Annotated in this window: 16 protein-coding genes and 1 pseudogene; 7 read left to right on the forward strand and 10 right to left on the reverse strand. The window is 70.6% G+C overall.

From position 1 onward, the window contains the following. Nucleotides 1-68 precede the first annotated feature (68 nt). The gene (locus E2651_RS29135; protein WP_135334231.1) at nt 69-1394 is read right to left on the reverse strand and encodes a DUF6716 putative glycosyltransferase; all 1326 of its coding nucleotides are present in this window, start codon (nt 1392-1394) and stop codon (nt 69-71) included. Nucleotides 1395-1592: 198 nt separating this feature from the next. On the opposite strand from E2651_RS29135, the gene E2651_RS29140 reads away from it, so the two are divergent. The 3 genes from E2651_RS29140 to E2651_RS29150 are packed head-to-tail and all read left to right on the forward strand — an operon-like array spanning nt 1593 to nt 5076. Beyond that, on the forward strand, nt 1593-2570 hold the full coding sequence (locus E2651_RS29140; protein WP_135334232.1) for a glycosyltransferase family 2 protein: 978 nt from the start codon (nt 1593-1595) through the stop codon (nt 2568-2570). Then, nucleotides 2570-3928, forward strand: a complete 1359-nt coding sequence (locus E2651_RS29145) for an alpha-2,8-polysialyltransferase family protein (RefSeq protein WP_135334233.1) — start codon at nt 2570-2572, stop codon at nt 3926-3928. The genes E2651_RS29140 and E2651_RS29145 overlap by 1 nt, the downstream gene beginning before the upstream one ends. Continuing rightward, nucleotides 3925-5076 (forward strand): acyltransferase, encoded by a 1152-nt coding sequence (locus E2651_RS29150; RefSeq protein ID WP_135334234.1) that lies wholly within the window; start codon nt 3925-3927, stop codon nt 5074-5076. Before E2651_RS29145 ends, E2651_RS29150 begins: the two co-directional genes overlap by 4 nt. A 6-nt stretch (nt 5077-5082) precedes the next feature. Here the strand turns inward: E2651_RS29150 and E2651_RS29155 are convergent, their stop codons facing one another. After that, a complete protein-coding gene (locus tag E2651_RS29155; protein WP_245239318.1) occupies nt 5083-5739 on the reverse strand; it encodes a TetR/AcrR family transcriptional regulator C-terminal domain-containing protein in 657 nt (218 codons plus the stop codon). A gap of 37 nt (nt 5740-5776) precedes the next feature. Here E2651_RS29155 and E2651_RS29160 point away from each other — a divergent pair, with 37 nt between their 5' ends. Then, nucleotides 5777-7231, forward strand: coding sequence for an FAD-dependent monooxygenase (locus E2651_RS29160; protein WP_135334236.1), 1455 nt, complete (start codon nt 5777-5779; stop codon nt 7229-7231). A 34-nt stretch (nt 7232-7265) separates the two neighbouring features. Beyond that, nucleotides 7266-7730: a MarR family winged helix-turn-helix transcriptional regulator gene (locus E2651_RS29165; protein WP_135334237.1), complete on the forward strand. Its 465-nt coding sequence runs from the start codon at nt 7266-7268 to the stop codon at nt 7728-7730. Nucleotides 7731-7746: 16 nt separating this feature from the next. On the opposite strand, the gene leuE is transcribed toward E2651_RS29165, so the two are convergent. From leuE to E2651_RS29180, 3 genes are all read right to left on the reverse strand, one after another. Next, a complete protein-coding gene (gene leuE, locus E2651_RS29170; protein ID WP_135334238.1) occupies nt 7747-8397 on the reverse strand; it encodes a leucine efflux protein LeuE in 651 nt (216 codons plus the stop codon). Between the two features lie 57 nt (nt 8398-8454). Further along, nucleotides 8455-9033 (reverse strand): Uma2 family endonuclease, encoded by a 579-nt coding sequence (locus E2651_RS29175; RefSeq protein WP_135334239.1) that lies wholly within the window; start codon nt 9031-9033, stop codon nt 8455-8457. 88 nt (nt 9034-9121) lie between these two features. Continuing rightward, nucleotides 9122-10741 carry a methylmalonyl-CoA mutase family protein gene (locus E2651_RS29180; protein ID WP_135334240.1) on the reverse strand — a complete coding sequence of 540 codons (1620 nt, stop codon included), beginning with the start codon at nt 10739-10741 and terminating at the stop codon, nt 9122-9124. 146 nt (nt 10742-10887) lie between these two features. Here E2651_RS29180 and E2651_RS29185 point away from each other — a divergent pair, with 146 nt between their 5' ends. Continuing rightward, complete coding sequence (locus E2651_RS29185) at nt 10888-11742, forward strand: L,D-transpeptidase family protein (RefSeq protein WP_135334241.1); 855 nt, start codon at nt 10888-10890, stop codon at nt 11740-11742. Between the two features lie 234 nt (nt 11743-11976). Here the strand turns inward: E2651_RS29185 and E2651_RS29190 are convergent, their stop codons facing one another. The 5 genes from E2651_RS29190 to E2651_RS29210 all read right to left on the reverse strand — a co-directional run bounded on the left by E2651_RS29190 (nt 11977) and on the right by E2651_RS29210 (nt 16292). Further along, on the reverse strand, nt 11977-13056 hold the full coding sequence (locus E2651_RS29190; protein ID WP_135334242.1) for a hypothetical protein: 1080 nt from the start codon (nt 13054-13056) through the stop codon (nt 11977-11979). Further along, nucleotides 13056-13721 carry an RNA polymerase sigma factor gene (locus E2651_RS29195; protein WP_135334243.1) on the reverse strand — a complete coding sequence of 222 codons (666 nt, stop codon included), beginning with the start codon at nt 13719-13721 and terminating at the stop codon, nt 13056-13058. The genes E2651_RS29190 and E2651_RS29195 overlap by 1 nt, the downstream gene beginning before the upstream one ends. A 387-nt stretch (nt 13722-14108) precedes the next feature. Continuing rightward, complete coding sequence (locus tag E2651_RS29200; protein ID WP_135334244.1) at nt 14109-14672, reverse strand: hypothetical protein; 564 nt, start codon at nt 14670-14672, stop codon at nt 14109-14111. 13 nt (nt 14673-14685) lie between these two features. Beyond that, nucleotides 14686-15315: an RNA polymerase sigma factor gene (locus tag E2651_RS29205; RefSeq protein ID WP_135334245.1), complete on the reverse strand. Its 630-nt coding sequence runs from the start codon at nt 15313-15315 to the stop codon at nt 14686-14688. Between the two features lie 116 nt (nt 15316-15431). After that, nucleotides 15432-16292 carry a hypothetical protein gene (locus E2651_RS29210; protein WP_135334246.1) on the reverse strand — a complete coding sequence of 287 codons (861 nt, stop codon included), beginning with the start codon at nt 16290-16292 and terminating at the stop codon, nt 15432-15434. A gap of 305 nt (nt 16293-16597) precedes the next feature. Here E2651_RS29210 and E2651_RS29215 point away from each other — a divergent pair. Continuing rightward, a pseudogene (locus tag E2651_RS29215) lies at nt 16598-17307 on the forward strand (N-acetylmuramoyl-L-alanine amidase); the annotation flags it as partial.

Consider the following 17307-nt stretch of genomic DNA (forward strand, 5'->3'; position numbering starts at 1 on the left):
GGACATGGGGGCTCCTTGGGGGGTGCCTTGACTGGGAAGACCTGGGGAGGGGAGGCCTTGCGGCGGGATCACAGCTCGCCCATCCGCCGGATGACGGGGGCCACGCGCTGCACCCCGTGCCGGTAGGCGCCGCGCGCCGCGCTGCGGACCGCCTGGCGCACCGGGCCCGGCTCGCGGTCCGCGGCGGGTGCGCCGGGCAGCGGGGCGCCGTCCGGGCCGAGGTGGTGGCGGGCCAGGATGCCGGGGAGGTATCCGGGGGCGGTGGTGAGGCTGTAGTACGGGGCGATGGGCGGCAGTTCGGGCTGTGCCAGGAGTTCGGTGACCCGTTCGCGCGCCGTGTCGAAGGCCTTCTCGTACGTCCCGTCGGGCGCGACGCCCTGCCGTGCGACCCACTCCGGAGCGGCCTCGGGGCTGTGCCCCGCGTCGATCTCGTCCCAGGACGTGAGGCATCCGGAGCCGATGAAGTGGTGGTTGCCGAGCGCCTCGCGCACCCCGAGGTCGGTGAGGACCGCGGTGGGGATGCGGCGGTGCAGGGATTCGAGCGCGGCGGTGGAGCTGACCGTGACGAGCAGATCGGTGCGGTCGAGGACCTCGCCCATGTTCCCGTACACCAGACGGCAGTTGGGCGGCAGCGCCTCGCCCTTGGCGAGCTTCTGGTACGGCAGTTCCTCGATGTGCGTGGTGTGCTCGCCGGGCTTGCTGCGCAGCTTGATCAGGACCTCGCGGTCCGGGTGCAGGCGTGCGTGCTCGACCATGCGGCGCAGCAGGTAGGTGCGCTGCTCGCGGCTCTCCGGTACGGAGGGCTGCGCGGCGAAGACGACCGTGTACGGGTCGTGTCGCTCGTAGGCCGCCCCGCCGAGGAACGGCAGCGCGGCCTCCGTCACCGATGCCGCGTCGGCGCCCACTCCCTCGTACACGGCACGGAAACGCTCCGCGTCCTGGCGGGAGTTGGCGAGGACCACGTCCGCGCCGTGCCGCAGCAGCAGGCCGTCGGCGAGCTTCTCGTAGACGACGCCGACATAGCCGGTGACGACGACGGGGCGCTTGCCAAAGGGCCCTGATCCCGCCGAGTCCTCGGCTATCCGGGCGAGCCCGTGGAGCACCGCCTGGACCGCGCCGCCCACGAGGGCGAGCACGATCACGTCGGGCGCCTCGCGCTCGATCTCGCGCAGGAACTCGATGGCGGTGACCTCGCGGAGCGAGTCCGCGCGCACCCCGACCTCTTCGAGCTGGCGGACGGTGGGCGTGGCCCGGCCCCTCAGGAGGCGTCCGTCGAGGCGCGTGTCCGGGTCCCCGCCGGTGAGGCGGCTCGCGGTGAGCGCACCCCATTTCCACCGGGTGTCGGAGTCGGCGAGCACGGTGATCCGTGTCGTCCCGCTGTTGCTTACTGGCACAGGAAGGACGCTAGGAAGGCATTTCGATTCGCGGCCCAACTCAGGTGCAACAAACGGTTAACAGCATGCCGACGAATGGCGAATCAGCCCCGGAAACCGCTGGTAAGGAGCCGGGTTAACCATTCCGCCATGCGTCGTTCACCTGACATCTCACCATCGGTCAAGACGAATGCCGGGCCGACACCTAACGTCACCCACGTGGTTAAGCTCTCCGTCATCGTGCCGTTCTACAACGTGCAGCAATACGCGCCCGACACCTTGAAGAGTCTGCGGGCGAACGCACGCGAAGACTTCGAATTCATTCTCGTCGACGACTGTTCGAAGGATGAGACTCCAGAGATTCTGGAGCGTGCCGCGCGCGAGCTGCCCGGTGCCGTCCATCTCAGACATGAGACGAACGGCGGTCTGGCGACCGCCCGCAACACGGGCCTCGACGCGGCACGTGGCGAGTACCTCACCTTCCTGGACGGTGACGACTGGCTCGCGCCCGGCTACTACTCCCAACTGGTCGACTCCATCGAGCAGTTGGGGTGCGACTTCGTGCGCACCGATCATGTGCAGTGCACCGCGCGGGCGCGCAGCGTCCACCGCGTCCCGCACGGCCTGCGCGGTGTGGCGATGTCGCCGCGGGAGGTGATCCTGCCCGCCGACCGCTCGACGTCCGTCGACTACGCGTACGCCTGGGCGGGCATCTACCACCGGCGCCTTGCCGACCGCGGTCTGCTGCACTTCACGGACGGCCTGCGCACCGCGGAGGACCGGCCGTGGATCTGGCGCCTGCACCGCGAGGCGGAGTCGTTCGCCGCGGTGGGGCTGCTCGGTGTGTTCTACCGGCGCGGCGTCGCATCGTCACTGACACAGATCGGCGACGTACGGCAGCTCGATTTCATCCGGGCATTCGACCAGGTCGTACGGGAAACCGCCGCGGACCGCGACGCGGACAAACTCCTGCCCAAGGCAGTCCGTACTTACTGCGCGATCATTTCCCACCATCTGGGATCCATCGAAAGGTTCGAGCCACCTGTGGCGCGGAAATTGAAGTCAATGAGTGCGGCCGCGCTGAAGCGGATGCCGCAGGGTGTCCTGGACGACGCCCTCGACTCCATGGACATACAGCGGGCGACGCGGCTTCGCCGACTGCGCCGGCGTCCGGTGTCGGCGGAGGTGGCCGCGTAATGGCGAAGACGCAGATCTTCATGGCGTCCACGCTGTACGGCACGGCGACGCTGGCCGCCGCGATCGACACCGACCGGTTCGGCCCCGCCGACCGGCGGATCCTCCTGGTCAGCAATAACGCGGCGACGCCGGAGACGACCCTCTCCGTGGACGAGATGCCGGGGTTCGCGCGGCTGCGCGACCGGTTCGACGAGGTACGTTCCTGGAACGAGGCCATCTGCCCTTTTCATCCGGGCGGCTGGTCACCCCGGTCGGACGACATCCCGATGTGGGAGCGGTACGTCCGGCTCCTGTGGGACCTCGGTGACGACGACATCGAGCTGGCGGTCGAGTCGATCCAGGTCAATCCGGCGCTAGCGCTCGCGCAGATCTTCACGGGCGCGCCCGTGGACGTCTACGCGGACGGCCTGATGAGCTACGGCCCCACCCGCAACAAGATCGACCCGCTGGTCGGCACGCGCGTACGGCGGCTCCTTCACCTGGACCTGGTGCCGGGCCTGACCCCGCTGCTCCTGACCGAGTTCGACGTACCGCCGGAGATCGTGCCGACCGAGGCCTTCGTGAAGGTCCTCGGGCAGCTGGCCGACACCGAGACGGACCTCGCAGACATCCCTGCCATCGCCGAACCCGCCCTGCTGCTCGGCCAGTACCTCTCCGCCCTCGGCATCCTGACCGCCGAGGAAGAGGAGGAGCTGCATGTACGCATGGTGCGCGGCGCCGCCGAACTCGGCCACACCCGCGTGGTGTTCAAGCCACACCCGAGCGCGCCCGCCCGCTGGTCGCGGCTCCTGGAGAAGGAGGCGGAGGCGATCGGCGTCGAGCTGACCGTCCTCGATTCGCCGGTGCTCGCCGAGGTGCTCTACCAGCGGATGCGCCCGGCCCTGGTCATCGGCTGCTTCTCGACCGGCCTGCTCACCGCTTCCGCGCTCTACAACCTCCCCGTCGCGCGCACCGGCACGGAGACCCTCCTGGAGCGCCTCGCGCCCTACCAGAACAGCAACCGCGTACCGGTCACGATCGTGGACGCGCTGCTGCCGGATCTCATGGACAAGGATGCGGTCACCGGGCGCCAACCCGGCATGCCCACAGCCCGGTTGGGCGAGCTGCTCGTCGCCGTCGGGTTCGCCATGCAGCCGCAGATCTATCCGCGCCGGCGGACCGCCGCCGAGCGCTATCTCTCGCAGCACCTCTCACCGCACACCTGGCGCTACTTCAAGCGGCGCCGCCTCACCGCGCTCGCGCTGCCCGGCGCGCTGCCCTCGCAGCTGTCGTTCATCCCGCGCAACGCGGCCGTGCGCCGGGTCGCCCGGCGGGCCCGCTCGGTCAAGCGCACCATCAAGCGGACCGCGCTCGGATGAGTTCTCCCGGCACCACGCTCCCGAAGAACTCACCGGGGCGGGACACAGCGGACACCCTTGCGCGCACCATCCCGGCCCCGGCCGCCAGGCGCGCGCGCCCACGTCTCAGAGCGCTCGACGGGCTGCGGCTCATCGCGGCGCTGATGGTGGCGGCCTACCACTACGGCGGCCGCGACGGTGAGATCACCGAGGCCTGGGGCAGCTCGCCGCGCCTTCAATTCCCCACCGCGCACAACTGGTTCGCGTACGGCTGCCTCGGCGTGCAGATCTTCTTCGTCATCAGCGGCTTCGTGATCTGCATGAGCGGCTGGGGCCGACCGCTGCGGTCCTTCTTCGCGTCACGCGTCTCCCGGCTCTTCCCTTCCTACTGGGCCGCGATCATCTTGGTGACGGCGGTCTTCGCACTCCCCGTCGTCACCTACGAGGCGGTCGCGCCGAGCGACGCGCTGGTGAACCTCACCATGCTGCAGCAACCGCTCGGCGTGGACCGGGTGTTGGGCGTGTGCTGGACGCTCTGGGCCGAGCTGCGCTTCTACGCGCTCTTCGCGCTCTTCGTGGTCCTGCCGGGCGCGAACCGGGCCCGCGTCATCCTGTTCTGCGCGGTGTGGACCCTGGCGGCGGCGGTCGCGGAGGGCGCGAACGAGCCGCTGCTCGACCTCGTCCTGATGCCCGAGTACGCCCCCTTCTTCATCGGCGGCATCGGCATCTACCTCGTCCACCGCGACCGCAGGGACCTCACGGCCTGGGGCATCGTGGGGGTGAGCTGGCTGATCGGCCAGCACTACGCGGTCTCCCGCCTCTGGCACGCCCCGAACCCGGACTTCTTCTCCTACCGCACGTCGTTCGGCATCATCGCCGTCGTGACGGCGGGCTTCGCGGCGGTCCTGCTGATCGCCATCGGCGCGCTGCACCGCGTCGACTGGCAGTGGCTGACGGTGGCGGGGGCGCTGACGTACCCGTTCTACCTGGTGCACGAGCACCTGGGCTGGGTGACGGTGGCGGCGCTGCACCGGGGGCTCGGCCTCCCGTCGTACGCGACGTTCGCCCTGACCATCGGGGCGATGCTGACCCTGGCGTGGCTCCTGAACCGCTTCGTGGAGGAGCGCCTCACGCCCCTGATCAGGACGGGCCTGCTGGCCCGGAAGTGATACGCCCTATAGCTGTTCCCGCATCGTCGCCGCGATCCCGGCGACGATCGCGGTGAGCCCTTTTTCGAACCCCGCGTCGTAGTCGCGGAACATCTCCTGCCCGGCGGCCGCCGCCAGCGGATAGGCGGCCAGGCGCTCGGCGCGGGCCGCCAGGTCGTAGCCGCCCTCCTCCTTCGCGGGGTCGGGCCCCATGGCCTGCTCCTCGATCACGTATCCGATCGTGTAGCTGTACGCCGTGGCCCAGGCGCGGGCCGCCCCGCCCGGCGTGAACCCGCCGCCGGTGAGCATGCGCAGCTGGGCCTCCATGGGCTCGGCGTACGACGTGTCGGTGAAGTGCGTACCGCTGTAGACCTTCGCGCCGTCCCGGTACATCAGCAGATGCCGCCGCAGGCCCCGCATCGCGGCGGCGAGGGCGGTCCGCCAGTCGGCGTCCCGCACGGCGTCCGCGCCTGCCGCGAGGTCCTCGGTCATGCGGCGCATCATCTCCGTCGCCATCTCGTCGAGCAGCGCCTGCTTGTCCTTGAAGTGCCAGTAGAGCGCGGGCGCCTTGACGTCAAGATCCTTGGCGATGGCACGCAGGGTGAGCCCGTCGAGCCCCGTCTCGTTCAGGAGCTTCAGCGCGGTGCGCGCGACGCGGGTCCGGTCCAGCGGTGTCGTAGCCACCTTGACAATTTAACACCGTTAAGCGCAGGCTCGGGGCATGGCACTTAACAGCGTTAAGGAAACTCCGCTGATGACGGACGTACTCATCGTGGGCGCGGGCCCCACCGGACTGACCCTGGCCTGCGACCTCGCCCGGCGCGGCGTACGCGCCCTGGTCGTCGAGCGGGCCGCCGCCCTCTTCCCCGGCTCGCGCGGCAAGGGCATCCAGCCCCGCACCCAGGAGGTCTTCGACGACCTCGGGATCATCGACGCGGCCCTCGCGGCGGGCGGCCCGGCCCCGGTCGGCATGGTCTGGCAGGACGGCGCGCGGCAGGACGAGCACCGGATGTTCGACGAGACGGAGCCGACGGCCGACGCTCCGTACGCGGCCCCCTTGCTGCTCCCCCAGTGGCGCACGCAGGAGATCCTGTACGCCCGTCTGCGCGAACTCGGCGGCTCCGAGGTGGAGTTCGGCGCCGGGCTGAGCGATCTGACGCAGGACGGGGAAGGCGTCACCGCCCGCCTCTCGGACGGGCGGACCGTCCGCGCCGCCTACGCCGTGGCGGCCGACGGCGGCCGCTCCACCGTGCGGGCGGCGCTGGGCATCGGCATGACGGGCGAGACCGTGGACCCGCATCCGATCCTGGTGGCCGACGTCCGCATCCCCGCCCTGGACCGCGACAACTGGCACATGTTCGCGCCCACCGCCGAGGGTGCGGGGTTCCTGGCGATCTGCCCGCTGCCGGGCACCGCCGACTTCCAGCTCACGGCCCAGTTCACGGACGGGTCCGCCCCCGACACCTCACTGGACGGCGTACGCAAGGTCGTCGCGGCCCGCACCCATCTCACCGCCGACGAGGTGACCGAGGTGCGCTGGGCCTCCGACTTCCGGCCGCGCGCGGCGATGGCGGACCGCTTCCGCGAGGGCCGGGTGTTCCTGGCCGGGGACGCGGCGCATGTGCACTCCCCCGCGGGCGGGCAGGGCCTGAACACCAGCGTCCAGGACGCCTACAACCTGGGGTGGAAGCTGGGCGCGGTCCTGCGGGACGCCGCACCGGAGGCCCTCCTCGACACCTACGAGGAGGAACGGCTGCCCAACGCCGCCCAGATGCTCGGCCTCTCCACCCGCATCCACCGGGGCGAGGAGCGGCGCGGCGCGGCCACCCGGCAGCTGGGCCTCGGCTACCGGGACAGCTCCCTGACGGCGGAGACCCGCGGCGGCCTGGCGGACGAGGCGCTGCGGGCGGGCGACCGGGCGCCGGACGGGCCGTACGGCGGGGGCAGGCTGTTCGACGCGTTCCGGGGGCCGCACTTCACGCTGCTGGCCGTCGACGTGGACGAGGCCGAACTGCCGCTCCTGGACGGTGACTTGATCCACGTACACCGCACGTCGGAGTGCGCGCCGTACGGGAAGGGCCTGTTCCTGGTCCGCCCCGACGGATACATCGCCTGGGCGGGCGAGGACGCGACGGGCCTCACGGACCATCTCAAGGTCACCCTCGGAATCAGTTGACCTCAACTGAACTTCAGGTTCTACGTTCTGGGGCATGACCACTTTCACGTACTCCCACAGCGACGAAGAACTCATCGACCAGCCCATCGGCTACTGGGCATCGGCGGCGGGAGAGGCCGTCGTCCACCACATCCGCACCATGCTGGCCGAGGCCGGGCTCACTCAGCCCCAGTGGTGGATCCTGAACCAGATCATCGCCGACGGCGGGCGTGACAAGGCGGAGGTGGTGGCCACCCTGCGCGGCTACCTGAACGTGGGCGACAACTCCCTGCACCACAACATCAGCGCCCTGCACGACCGCGCCCTGCTCACCGAGGACACCGACGGCCGGCTCCGCATCACCGACGAGGGCCGCAGGCTCCGGGACGACACCGCCGCGCGCCAGCAGAAGACGCGCGCGGAGATCCACGAGGGCATCACGGACGAGGAGTACATCCGCACCCTCAAGGTCCTCCAGCGCATGATCCACAACGTGGGAGGCGGGGCCTGGCACCACTGAGCCGCTCCTCAGACGCTCACACGCTGGCGAGCGACAGCTTCACCGCGAACCCGAGGAACAGCGCACCCGCCACCGAAGTGGCCCCCGCCGAGAGCCGCTTGCGGCGGCGGAAGGCGGCCGACAGCTTGGTGCCGCTGAATATCAGGGCGGTGAGATAGAGGAAGCTCGCGATCTGGGCGAAGGCGCCGAGCACGACGAAGGACAGCGCGGGGTAGGCGTACCCGGGATCCACGAACTGCACGAAGAAGGCGATGAAGAAGAGGATGGCCTTCGGGTTCAGGAGGCTGATCACGAGGGCCCGCCGGAACGGCCGCTCCATCGAGCCGCCCGCCCCGTCCGCCTGCTCCACGGACTTCTCGCGCCGCGCCCGCCACATGCCGATCGCGGCCCGCAGCATCCCGACCGCGAGCCAGGTCAGATACCCGGCACCGGCGTACTTCACGATCCCGAAGAGCACGGCGTTGGCCTGCAGCAGGGACGCCACTCCGGCCGCCGACAGCGTCATCAGGACGGTGTCACCGCACCAGACACCCGCGGCGGCGGTATAGCCGGTGCGTATGCCGCGCCGGGCGGCGACGGAGAGCACGTACAGCGAGTTCGGTCCCGGCAGCAGAATGATGAGGACGAGGCCCGCGAGATAGGTCGGAAGATCGATGACACCCAGCATGGGCGGAGTGTCGCACGGGCTTGCGACAGCGGGGGGCGGCGTCCGCTCAGCGGACGGTCAGTCGCCGTCGAGGAGGGTGTCCACGGAGAGGTCGAGGGTGACGCCTACGGACGGGGGGACGGGGACGGTCTGGCCACGCTTGTAGCGGGAGCAGGTCACGTACTCGTCCCCGTCGGGGTCCGAATACACCAGCACCTCGTCGTGCTTTCGATCGACGACGACGTATACGGGGATGCGCGTCCTGGCGTAGGTCTCGACCTTCGTCACCAGGTCGTTGCCCCAGTTGGACGATGTCACTTCCATGACCAGCCGGAACACCTGCGGGGCGTAGCAGTTCTTCTCGACGGCCTCATCCCTGAAGTCAATATCGACAATGGAGAGGTCGGGCACCGCATAATCGTCAGGACCGGTCGGCAGCCAGAGGCCGATCCCCTGCAGGGGCTCGACGCCTGCTTCGTCTGTCCCTGCTTCGTAGAACCTCCTGGTGAGGCGGGACAAGGTCACCTGGTGCGAGCCATCCGGCGGCGGTGTCACAACAATGCTCCCGTTGAGGATCTCCACCCGGTGTCCGGGCAGCTCTTCCCAGAGGCGGTCGGCAGCATCGGCGAGCGACGTCTCATGCATTATCACGGCCATGGCAGCCTCCTTTCGGGAGCACTCTTCATGAGCGTAGCCGCCCTCGCCGTCATTTCGCCCTCCATCACCCATTCGAGTAACCCCCTGGTCAGAAAGCGTCCGTCGGCACATACGCCCCCCACACCTCCCGCAGCGCATTGCACACCTCGCCCACCGTCGCCCGGGCCCGCAGCGCGTCCTTCATCGGGTAGAGGACGTTCGCCTCGCCCTTCGCCGCGTCCTGGAGCGAGGAGAGCGCCGCGTCCACCGCGGCCTGATCGCGGTCCGTCCGCAGCTTCGCCAGGCGGGCCGCCTGCTGGGTCTCGATGGCGGGGTCCACGCGCAGGGGGTCGTACGGCTCCTCCGCGTCCAGCTGGAAGCGGTTGACGCCGACCACCACGCGTTCGCCGGAGTCGGTCTCCTGGGCGATGCGGTAGGCGCTGCGCTCGATCTCGTTCTTCTGGAAGCCGTGCTCGATCGCGGCGACCGCGCCGCCCAGGTCCTCGACCCGTTCCATGAGGGCGAGAGCGGCCGCCTCCACGTCGTCCGTCAGTTTCTCGACGACGTACGAACCGGCGAAGGGGTCGACCGTGGCGGTCACGTCCGTCTCGTACGCCAGGACCTGCTGCGTACGCAGGGCCAGGCGGGCCGACTTGTCGGTGGGGAGCGCGATCGCCTCGTCGAAGGAGTTGGTGTGCAGGGACTGGGTGCCGCCGAGCACCGCGCCCAGGCCCTGGACCGCGACCCGGACCAGGTTCACCTCGGGCTGCTGGGCGGTGAGCTGGACGCCCGCCGTCTGCGTGTGGAATCGCAGCATCAGGGATTTCGGGTTCTTCGCGCCGAACTCCTCGCGCATGACATGGGCCCAAATACGCCTGGCCGCGCGGAACTTGGCGACCTCCTCAAGGAGCGTCGTACGCGCCACGAAGAAGAACGAAAGGCGCGGCGCGAAGTCGTCGACGTCCATGCCGGCCGCCACCGCCGTGCGTACGTACTCGATGCCGTCGGCGAGGGTGAACGCGATCTCCTGCGCGGGCGTCGCGCCCGCCTCCGCCATGTGATAGCCGGAGATCGAGATGGTGTTCCACTTCGGGATCTCGGCGCGGCAGTACTTGAAGATGTCCGCGATCAGGCGCAGGGACGGCTTCGGCGGGAAGATGTACGTCCCGCGGGCGATGTACTCCTTCAGGACGTCGTTCTGGATCGTGCCCGTCAGGCGGTCGGCCGTGACGCCCTGCTCCTCGGCCACCAGTTGGTACATCAGGAGCAGCAGGGCCGCGGGGGCGTTGATCGTCATCGACGTCGAGACCTTGTCCAGCGGGATGCCGTCGAACAGGACCCTCATGTCCTCGACCGAGTCGATCGCGACTCCGACCTTGCCTACCTCGCCGTGCGCCAGGGGCGCGTCGCTGTCGTGGCCCATCTGGGTGGGCAGGTCGAAGGCGACGGAGAGGCCCGTCGTGCCGTTCGCGATCAGCTGCTTGTAGCGGGCGTTGGACTCCACAGCCGTGCCGAAGCCCGCGTACTGGCGCATCGTCCAGGGGCGGCCCGTGTACATGGAGGGGTACACGCCGCGTGTGTAGGGATAGGCGCCCGGTGCGCCCAGCTTCTGGGCGGGGTCCCAGCCGTCGAGGGCCTCCGGGCCGTACACGGGCTCGATGGGCAGTCCTGACTCGGACTCGCGGGACTGGGACGCGGGGGAACCGGACTCGCGGGGCTCGTGGGACATCTCTCGGCGCCTCCTACTAGTGGGCTGCCTCCAGCATGCGGCAACGTTCAGGGGTGGTCACTCGCGGGAAACACTTCTAGCGGGTCTGTCGATCGATCACGGGGGTCGTTGTGGGCAAGGGTGCGATAGCCGCAGGGGCCGTGGTCATGGCCGCCCTGGTCGGCGGATGCAAGGCGCAGGCCGTCGATGCGGACGGGAAGGCGCAGCCTCCCGTGCGGATCTCGACGACGAAGCCCGGGGACGGCGACAAGAAGGACGCCGACAAGGGCGGCGAGAAGGGCTCCGGCAAGGGCGGCGAGAAGGGCTCCGGCAAGGGCGGGGAGCAGCCGGGCGGGGCGGAGACCCCGGCCGCGGCGCCTAAGCCGCCGCCCAAGACCCTGCTCGACCGGGGCCAGAGCGGCTCCCAGGTGCGGGAGCTGCAGGCCAGGCTGCGCCAGATCGCGTGGTTCTACCAGAACCCCTCGGGCACGTACGGCGACTCCACCGCCACCGCGGTCAAGGGCTTCCAGGGCAAGCGCGGGCTGCCCCGCACGGGGACGACGGACACCGTGACCTGGCAGAAGCTGCTCGGCATGACGCACAAGCCGACCAAGTTCGAGCTGTACTCGGGGGGCGGCATCCCGCCGTCGAAGCCCGATCCGCGCTGTCTGAACGGCCGCGTCCTGTGCATCAGCAAGGCGAGCCGCACGCTGACCTGGATGATCGACGGCAAGGCCGTGTCGACGATGGACGTGCGGTTCGGCTCGCAGTACACGCCGACCCGCGACGGCACGTTCACCGTGTACTGGAAGTCCCGGCACCACGTCTCGACGCTGTACGACACCGCCATGCCGTACGCGATGTTCTTCAGCGGCGGCCAGGCCGTCCACTACTCGTCGGACTTCGCGGCGAGGGGCTACAACGGCGCCTCGCACGGCTGTGTGAACGTACGCGACGAGAAGAAGCTCGCGAGCCTGTTCGCGCAGGTCAGGAACGGCGACAAGGTCGTCGTCTACAAGTGAGCCCGGCGGGGCGGGAGGTCTACAAGTGAGCCCGGCAGGGCGGAAGATTTGGCAGCGTGGGCGGGATCGGGGGAACGTCTCCCGCCCACGCTGGTGGCACTGAGCCAAAGGTACGGGGGGAACCCCCGGCTCGTGCGCGGGCCGATGACCAGTCGGCTCACTTATTACTGCGTCCCTGCTTCAAAAAACGTCACACCTTCAACGGATCAGCGGCGCGACCAGCGAAAAGGCGGGTCAGGATCCCGTGGAGGAGGACGGCGACGGCAGCACCGGCTGGGCGCTGTAGGACGCGGTGGGGGTGGGCTTCCGCGGGCTGGTCGGACTGACGATCGGCGGGGCCGGGTTGGCGCCGCCGTTGCCCTCGGGGTCGTTGCCGCCACCGGACGAGCCGTCGCCGTCGTTGTCGCCGTCGTTGTCGCCGTCCTCGCCACCGCCGCTGCCGCTGCCGCTGCCGTCGCCCTCGCGGTCTCCGCCGTCGCCGTCGCCGTCGCCGAGCACGCGGTTGCAGGCCTCGGTGATCCCCTCGGAGCCGCCGAGGAGCTTCTCCAGGCGGCGCTTCTTCTCGCCCTTGAGGTCACCGTTGCGGTGCTCGCGGCAGGCGGTGACCACCTGTCGGCGCCAGTCGGAGGCTTCGTCGTCGCGGCCCGAGTCGCCGGTGCCGGGCCGCTGGGAGCCGTTGCCCTGGGACCCGCCGTCGGAGGTCTCCGACGGCGAACGCGGCGGCGCGCTGCTGCCGGGCTCACGCGAGCTGCCGTCCGGTGTCGTGTGCGCGTCGTCCGGCTCCACGTCCGGCGCGCTGCTCGCCCCGCCCGACGCCGACTCCAGCGGCTGCGGCGGCGCGACGGGCGACGCGGATGCCGCGGGGCCCTGCTCGCCCCGGCCGCCGAACGGCGAGGGCAGCACGCCCGTACCGGCCGCGACGGCGACACCGCCGACCATGCAGCCCGCGAGCACGGCGGCGAGCCCGAAGCGCACGGGGCGGCCCCAGCGGGTCGGGCGGCCGGGCCCGGCACGGCTTGAGGGGCTTGCGATATGTACGGTTTGACCCGCTCCAACGCGCGTAGAAGAGGCCCCTGCGGAAAGGCCACGGGCCTCCCGGAAAGCCGCGAGCGCGGCGGCTTCACCAGGGAGTTCGGCGGAAAGGTCGCCGGGCGGACCCGCGAGCACCCGCTCGTCGGCGGTCAGTGAGTCCAAGGTCTTGGCGAGCTGCTCGGCCCGCTCCCGCGTGTGATGGTCGGCGCCGTCGAAGGGCTCACCGCTCAGCAAACGCTCCGCCGCGTCGCGGTCCAGCCACCTGTAATCCTCGTCGGCCATCACATGTCCTTCTGCGCCCGCGAACGCGATTGCGTCACACCGGCGGATGTCACCGCGCGCCCACGCGGCTCTCTCTGCGGAGGCACGGCGTCCAGCGCGTCCAGGTTCACCGGGCCGTCCGCGCCGAGCAGCTCCGCGAGCCGCTTCAGGCCGCGGTGCGCGGCCGTGCGGACCGCTCCGGGGCGCTTGCCGAGGGTCTGGGCGGCGCTCTTGGCGTCGAGCCCGACGACCACACGCAGGACGACCGCCTCGGCCTGGTCCTGCGGCAGCTTCGCTATCAGGGCCATGGCGTCACCGGTGGCGAGCGACTCCATCGCCTCGCCCGCGGTGTCCGCGTCGGCCGGCTTCCCGGTCAGCTCGGTCTCGTCGCCGCCTATCGCGGGGCGGCGGCCCCGCATGCGGATGTGATCGAGCGCGCGGTTGCGCGCTATGCGCGCGGCCCAGCCCCGGAACCGGTCCGCGTCACCGCTGAACCGGTCCAGGTCACGGGCTATCTGCAGCCAGGCCTCGGACGCGACATCCTCCGCGTCCGGGTCTCCGACCAGCGTCCGTACGTAGCCGAGCAGCCGCGGGTGCACAGCGCGGTACACAGTCCGGAACGCGGTCTCGTCCCCGTCCTGTGCCGCAAGCACCGCGGCGGTCAGTTCCGCGTCGTCCCCCAGCACAACTTCTCCCTAGGCGCCTCCACCGGTTGCGGTCCTGCCCCCGCAGCCTGGCGCGAAGCAGCACGCTACGGGCTGAAGTGGGCTCACGTCCATGTTGGTACAACGCGCAACTAGCGCGTGACAGAACGCGGTGTGACAGAAAACGCACGCGCGGCGCTGAAGGGAGTACGGGCCGCGTGCGGTCCGTGCCGCGTGACGGCCGGGGTCTCTCCTGTGGGGGGTGGCGACCCCGGCCGCTCACCTTGGCAGAGGCCTTGGCGGGTGTTTTGGTTGCCCCGCGTCCTTGGATTGCGGCTTTCGCCGCCGGGTTTTTTGTTCGTCTGCGGGTTCGCTTGGGCTTGTCGCGCAGTTCCCCGCGCCCCTTCGGGGCGCGCCTCCCCCGGGGCCTCAGTGCTTGCCGTGGGCCTTGGAAGGCTTCTGCGGTAAGTCAGTCGGGCGGCCGTGGGTTCCCCGGGGGCGCTCTGAGCGCCGGCCCTTCTTCTTGCCCTTGTCGTCCTTCTTGCCCTTGTCGTCCTTCTTGCCCTTGTCGTCACCCTTTGCCTTGCTGCTCGGCCGGTCGCTCGGCTCGGCCCTCGGCGTGGGTGCGCTCGGCGGCGCAGACGAAGGAGCCGCCGGAGCGGAGTGCGCCGGGCGGAGGTCGTGCCGCGTCGGCTCCGGGGCGTCCTGACCGGACGTACCGATGGAGGCGATGGCGACCCCGCCGAGCAGCACGCTGGCGAGGACCGCGCCCGTCGCCGCGCGCAGGGAGCCGAGGGTGCGGCGGCGCGCGCGGGGACGCCAGTCGTCGCGGCGGCGGGTGCGTGTCCGGTGGCCGCCGTCGCCCCGCGCGGAGCGGAACGCCGCGACCGCGCGGGCCTGCGAATCCTGGTCGACCTCGCCGACCCGTACGGCGTCACCGAGCAGCACGCCCAGGGCGCGCTCACCCCCGGAGGGATTCTCGTTCACGTCCATCCTGACTCCCGGGTCATCTCGACTCCCCCAGCGGACCGGGCCCGTCATCCGTCACACCCCGCGTGTCGCCCAGCTGCCCGGCAAGGCGCTTGAGCCCCCGGTACGCCGCTGTCCGCACGGCGCCGGGGCGCTTGCCCAGTACGCGGGCCGCCGCGGGGGCGTCCAGGCCGACGACGACCCGCAGCAGCACCGCCTCCGCCTGGTCGCGCGGCAGTCCTGCGATCAGCGCGAGCGCCTGCTCCGTGGAGATCGCCTCGAGGGCCTGGCCCGAAGTACTGTGCGGTCCGGGGAGTTCGAGCAGGTCCTGCTCGAGGGCGGACGGCCGGGGCCGGGCCTTCTGGCGGCGCAGATGGTCGAGCGCCCGGTGCCGCGCGATGGTCGCCGTCCAGCCGCGGAAGCCCGCCCCGTCACCGCGGAACCGCCCCAGATCGCGGGCGATCTCCAGCCAGGCGTCGGCCGCCACGTCCTCCGCGGTCTCGCCGTCGTGGCCGACCAGACCGCGCAGATAGCCGAGGATCCCCGGCTGCACCAGGCGGTACGCGACCGCGAAGGCCGCGTCGTCACCCTCCTGCGCCCGCGCGACAGCCGCGCCAAGCTCCTCGTCGTGCGCCTGCGCGCGACGGGGTTCTCCTCCTCGGCCCACGCTTTCCCATTCGTACTGATGCGACACGGCTCACCGTGTCCGTGCCCCCACGCTGAGCAGCGCCGGTGCGCACAGAAATGTCACAGGTCCGGGCGGTTGCCACAGGTCCAGGCGGTTCAGACGGCGAACAGTGCGCCGCCGCCACCGCCAAGGCCGATGTCCGCCAAGTCGATGACCAGGGACGGGTCGGGGGCCCGCACGGCGACCGGCTTGTCGTAGTCGGACATCTCCATCACCATGTGCTCGTCGCCCCGCGTCTGCGTCATGCCGACGATGTACGGCTTGTCGCCCACGGCCAGATAGACGGTCATGTCGTTCCCGCCGTCCTTCTCGACGAGCGGGGTGACCCGCTGTCCGTGCCACCGCTTCTCCGGCAGCGCCCGCGACCCGCTCAGGTCGCTGACCGAGCCGCCGTCCAGCTTTCCGAGCGCCGTGTTCAGGTCGCACATCTGCGTGGGCGAGGCGCCGCTCGGCGCCCGGCGCTCATTCGGGATCTTCAGGTACTTGCCGCGTGCGAGCGCCGTCCGCTCCCTGGACCTGGCCGCGGCCTCCGGGCCGAGCCTCACGCCCTGGGCGCGGATCGCGTCGAGTGCGTCGTCCGAGAACCGGAAGTAGGCCTGATCGGCGCCGAGCATGATCAGGTCGCCCTTCTTGGCGGGCCCGCCGTCGAAGGTTCCGGTGCATTTGCTGTGCCGGTCCATGTGCACGGAGATCTTCTGGTGCTTGCCCGGGGCGGTCATCTCGACCCCGATGCGCAGGGTCTCGGCGTTCTTGAGCAGCTCCATGGCCTCCACGGAGAGCCGATCGCCGCGCACCTCGTCGGCGGGCTTCGGCGGCTCCGCCGGGGTCCGCTCGACCATTCCCTCGTAGATCTTCCCCTCCGAACCGCAGGACGCGAGCGCGCCCATCACGAGACAGCAGGCCGCTGCCCGCAGCCACTGTCGCCGCTTCCCCACCCCAAGAACCACGGTCCCCACCCACACTCCTCGTCCACGCTCGTTCACAGCTGTCACGTGACCCAGCGCAATGCTCAGGCCATACGTCACACCTCCGGAGTGCGGGATACATCACGTCGTTTCGAGCCCTGATGCGTACAACCCTTTGCCCTCCCGGCCGGTCGTACGAACTCGCTTTGGTCAACCGGCAATTCCTCCGGCAATTCCGCCGGCAATTCCGCCGGCATTTCCGCTGACATTTCCACCGGTATCTCCGCTAAGGGGTGGGGCATTTGAGCCCGCGCAAACCGCGCGAATCAGCGCGTACCACGCATGCGTACAGACCTTTGAGTCTCAAGCGCAGGGCGTGGCTGACGATCGGAGCCGTCGTGCTGGGGGGCGCGGGGGCGATCACGTACGCGATGGCGGATCCGTCGACGGATTCGACGGACGGCGGCTCGCGGGGCAAGCGCCCGGTGAGCGTGCACGACATCGCGCTCAAGGCCGACGGCGCGAAGGAGAGGGAGCTGCCGCGCACGTCGACCAAGCAGTTCTCGCTGCTCGGCGTCTCGTGGACCGGCGTGACGAAGGAGCTCGACGGCACGGCGCAGGTCCGTACGCGCTCCATCGAGGGCGGCAAGTGGACCGGCTGGCAGAAGCTGGACCTGGAGCTGCATCTGCCCGAGAAGGTCGAGGCGGGCATGCGCGCCGCGTCCGAGCCGCTCTGGGTCGGCCCCTCCGACGGCGTCGAGGTCCGGGTGGTCGCGGCGGACGGCACCTCAAGTGCCCCGCTGCCGACGGGACTTGAGGTCAACCTCGTCGACCCGGGTGTGACGGCCAAGGAGGCGGACAACCCGGCGCTCGACGGCTCGGAGATGGCGCCTGCGGCATTCGCGGCGCCCATGGAGGCCGCGGACGAGGAGACGCCGACGCCGGTGCCCACCGAGCCCGCGTCGCCCGCTCCGTCGGAGGCGCCCACCTCGCAGCCCCCGACGGAGGAACCCACGTCACAGGCGCCGTCCCCGACGGCCTCGGAGCCGGGTACCTCCCCCACCCC

This window comes from Streptomyces sp. MZ04, assembly GCF_004684775.1.
Classification (GTDB): domain Bacteria; phylum Actinomycetota; class Actinomycetes; order Streptomycetales; family Streptomycetaceae; genus Streptomyces.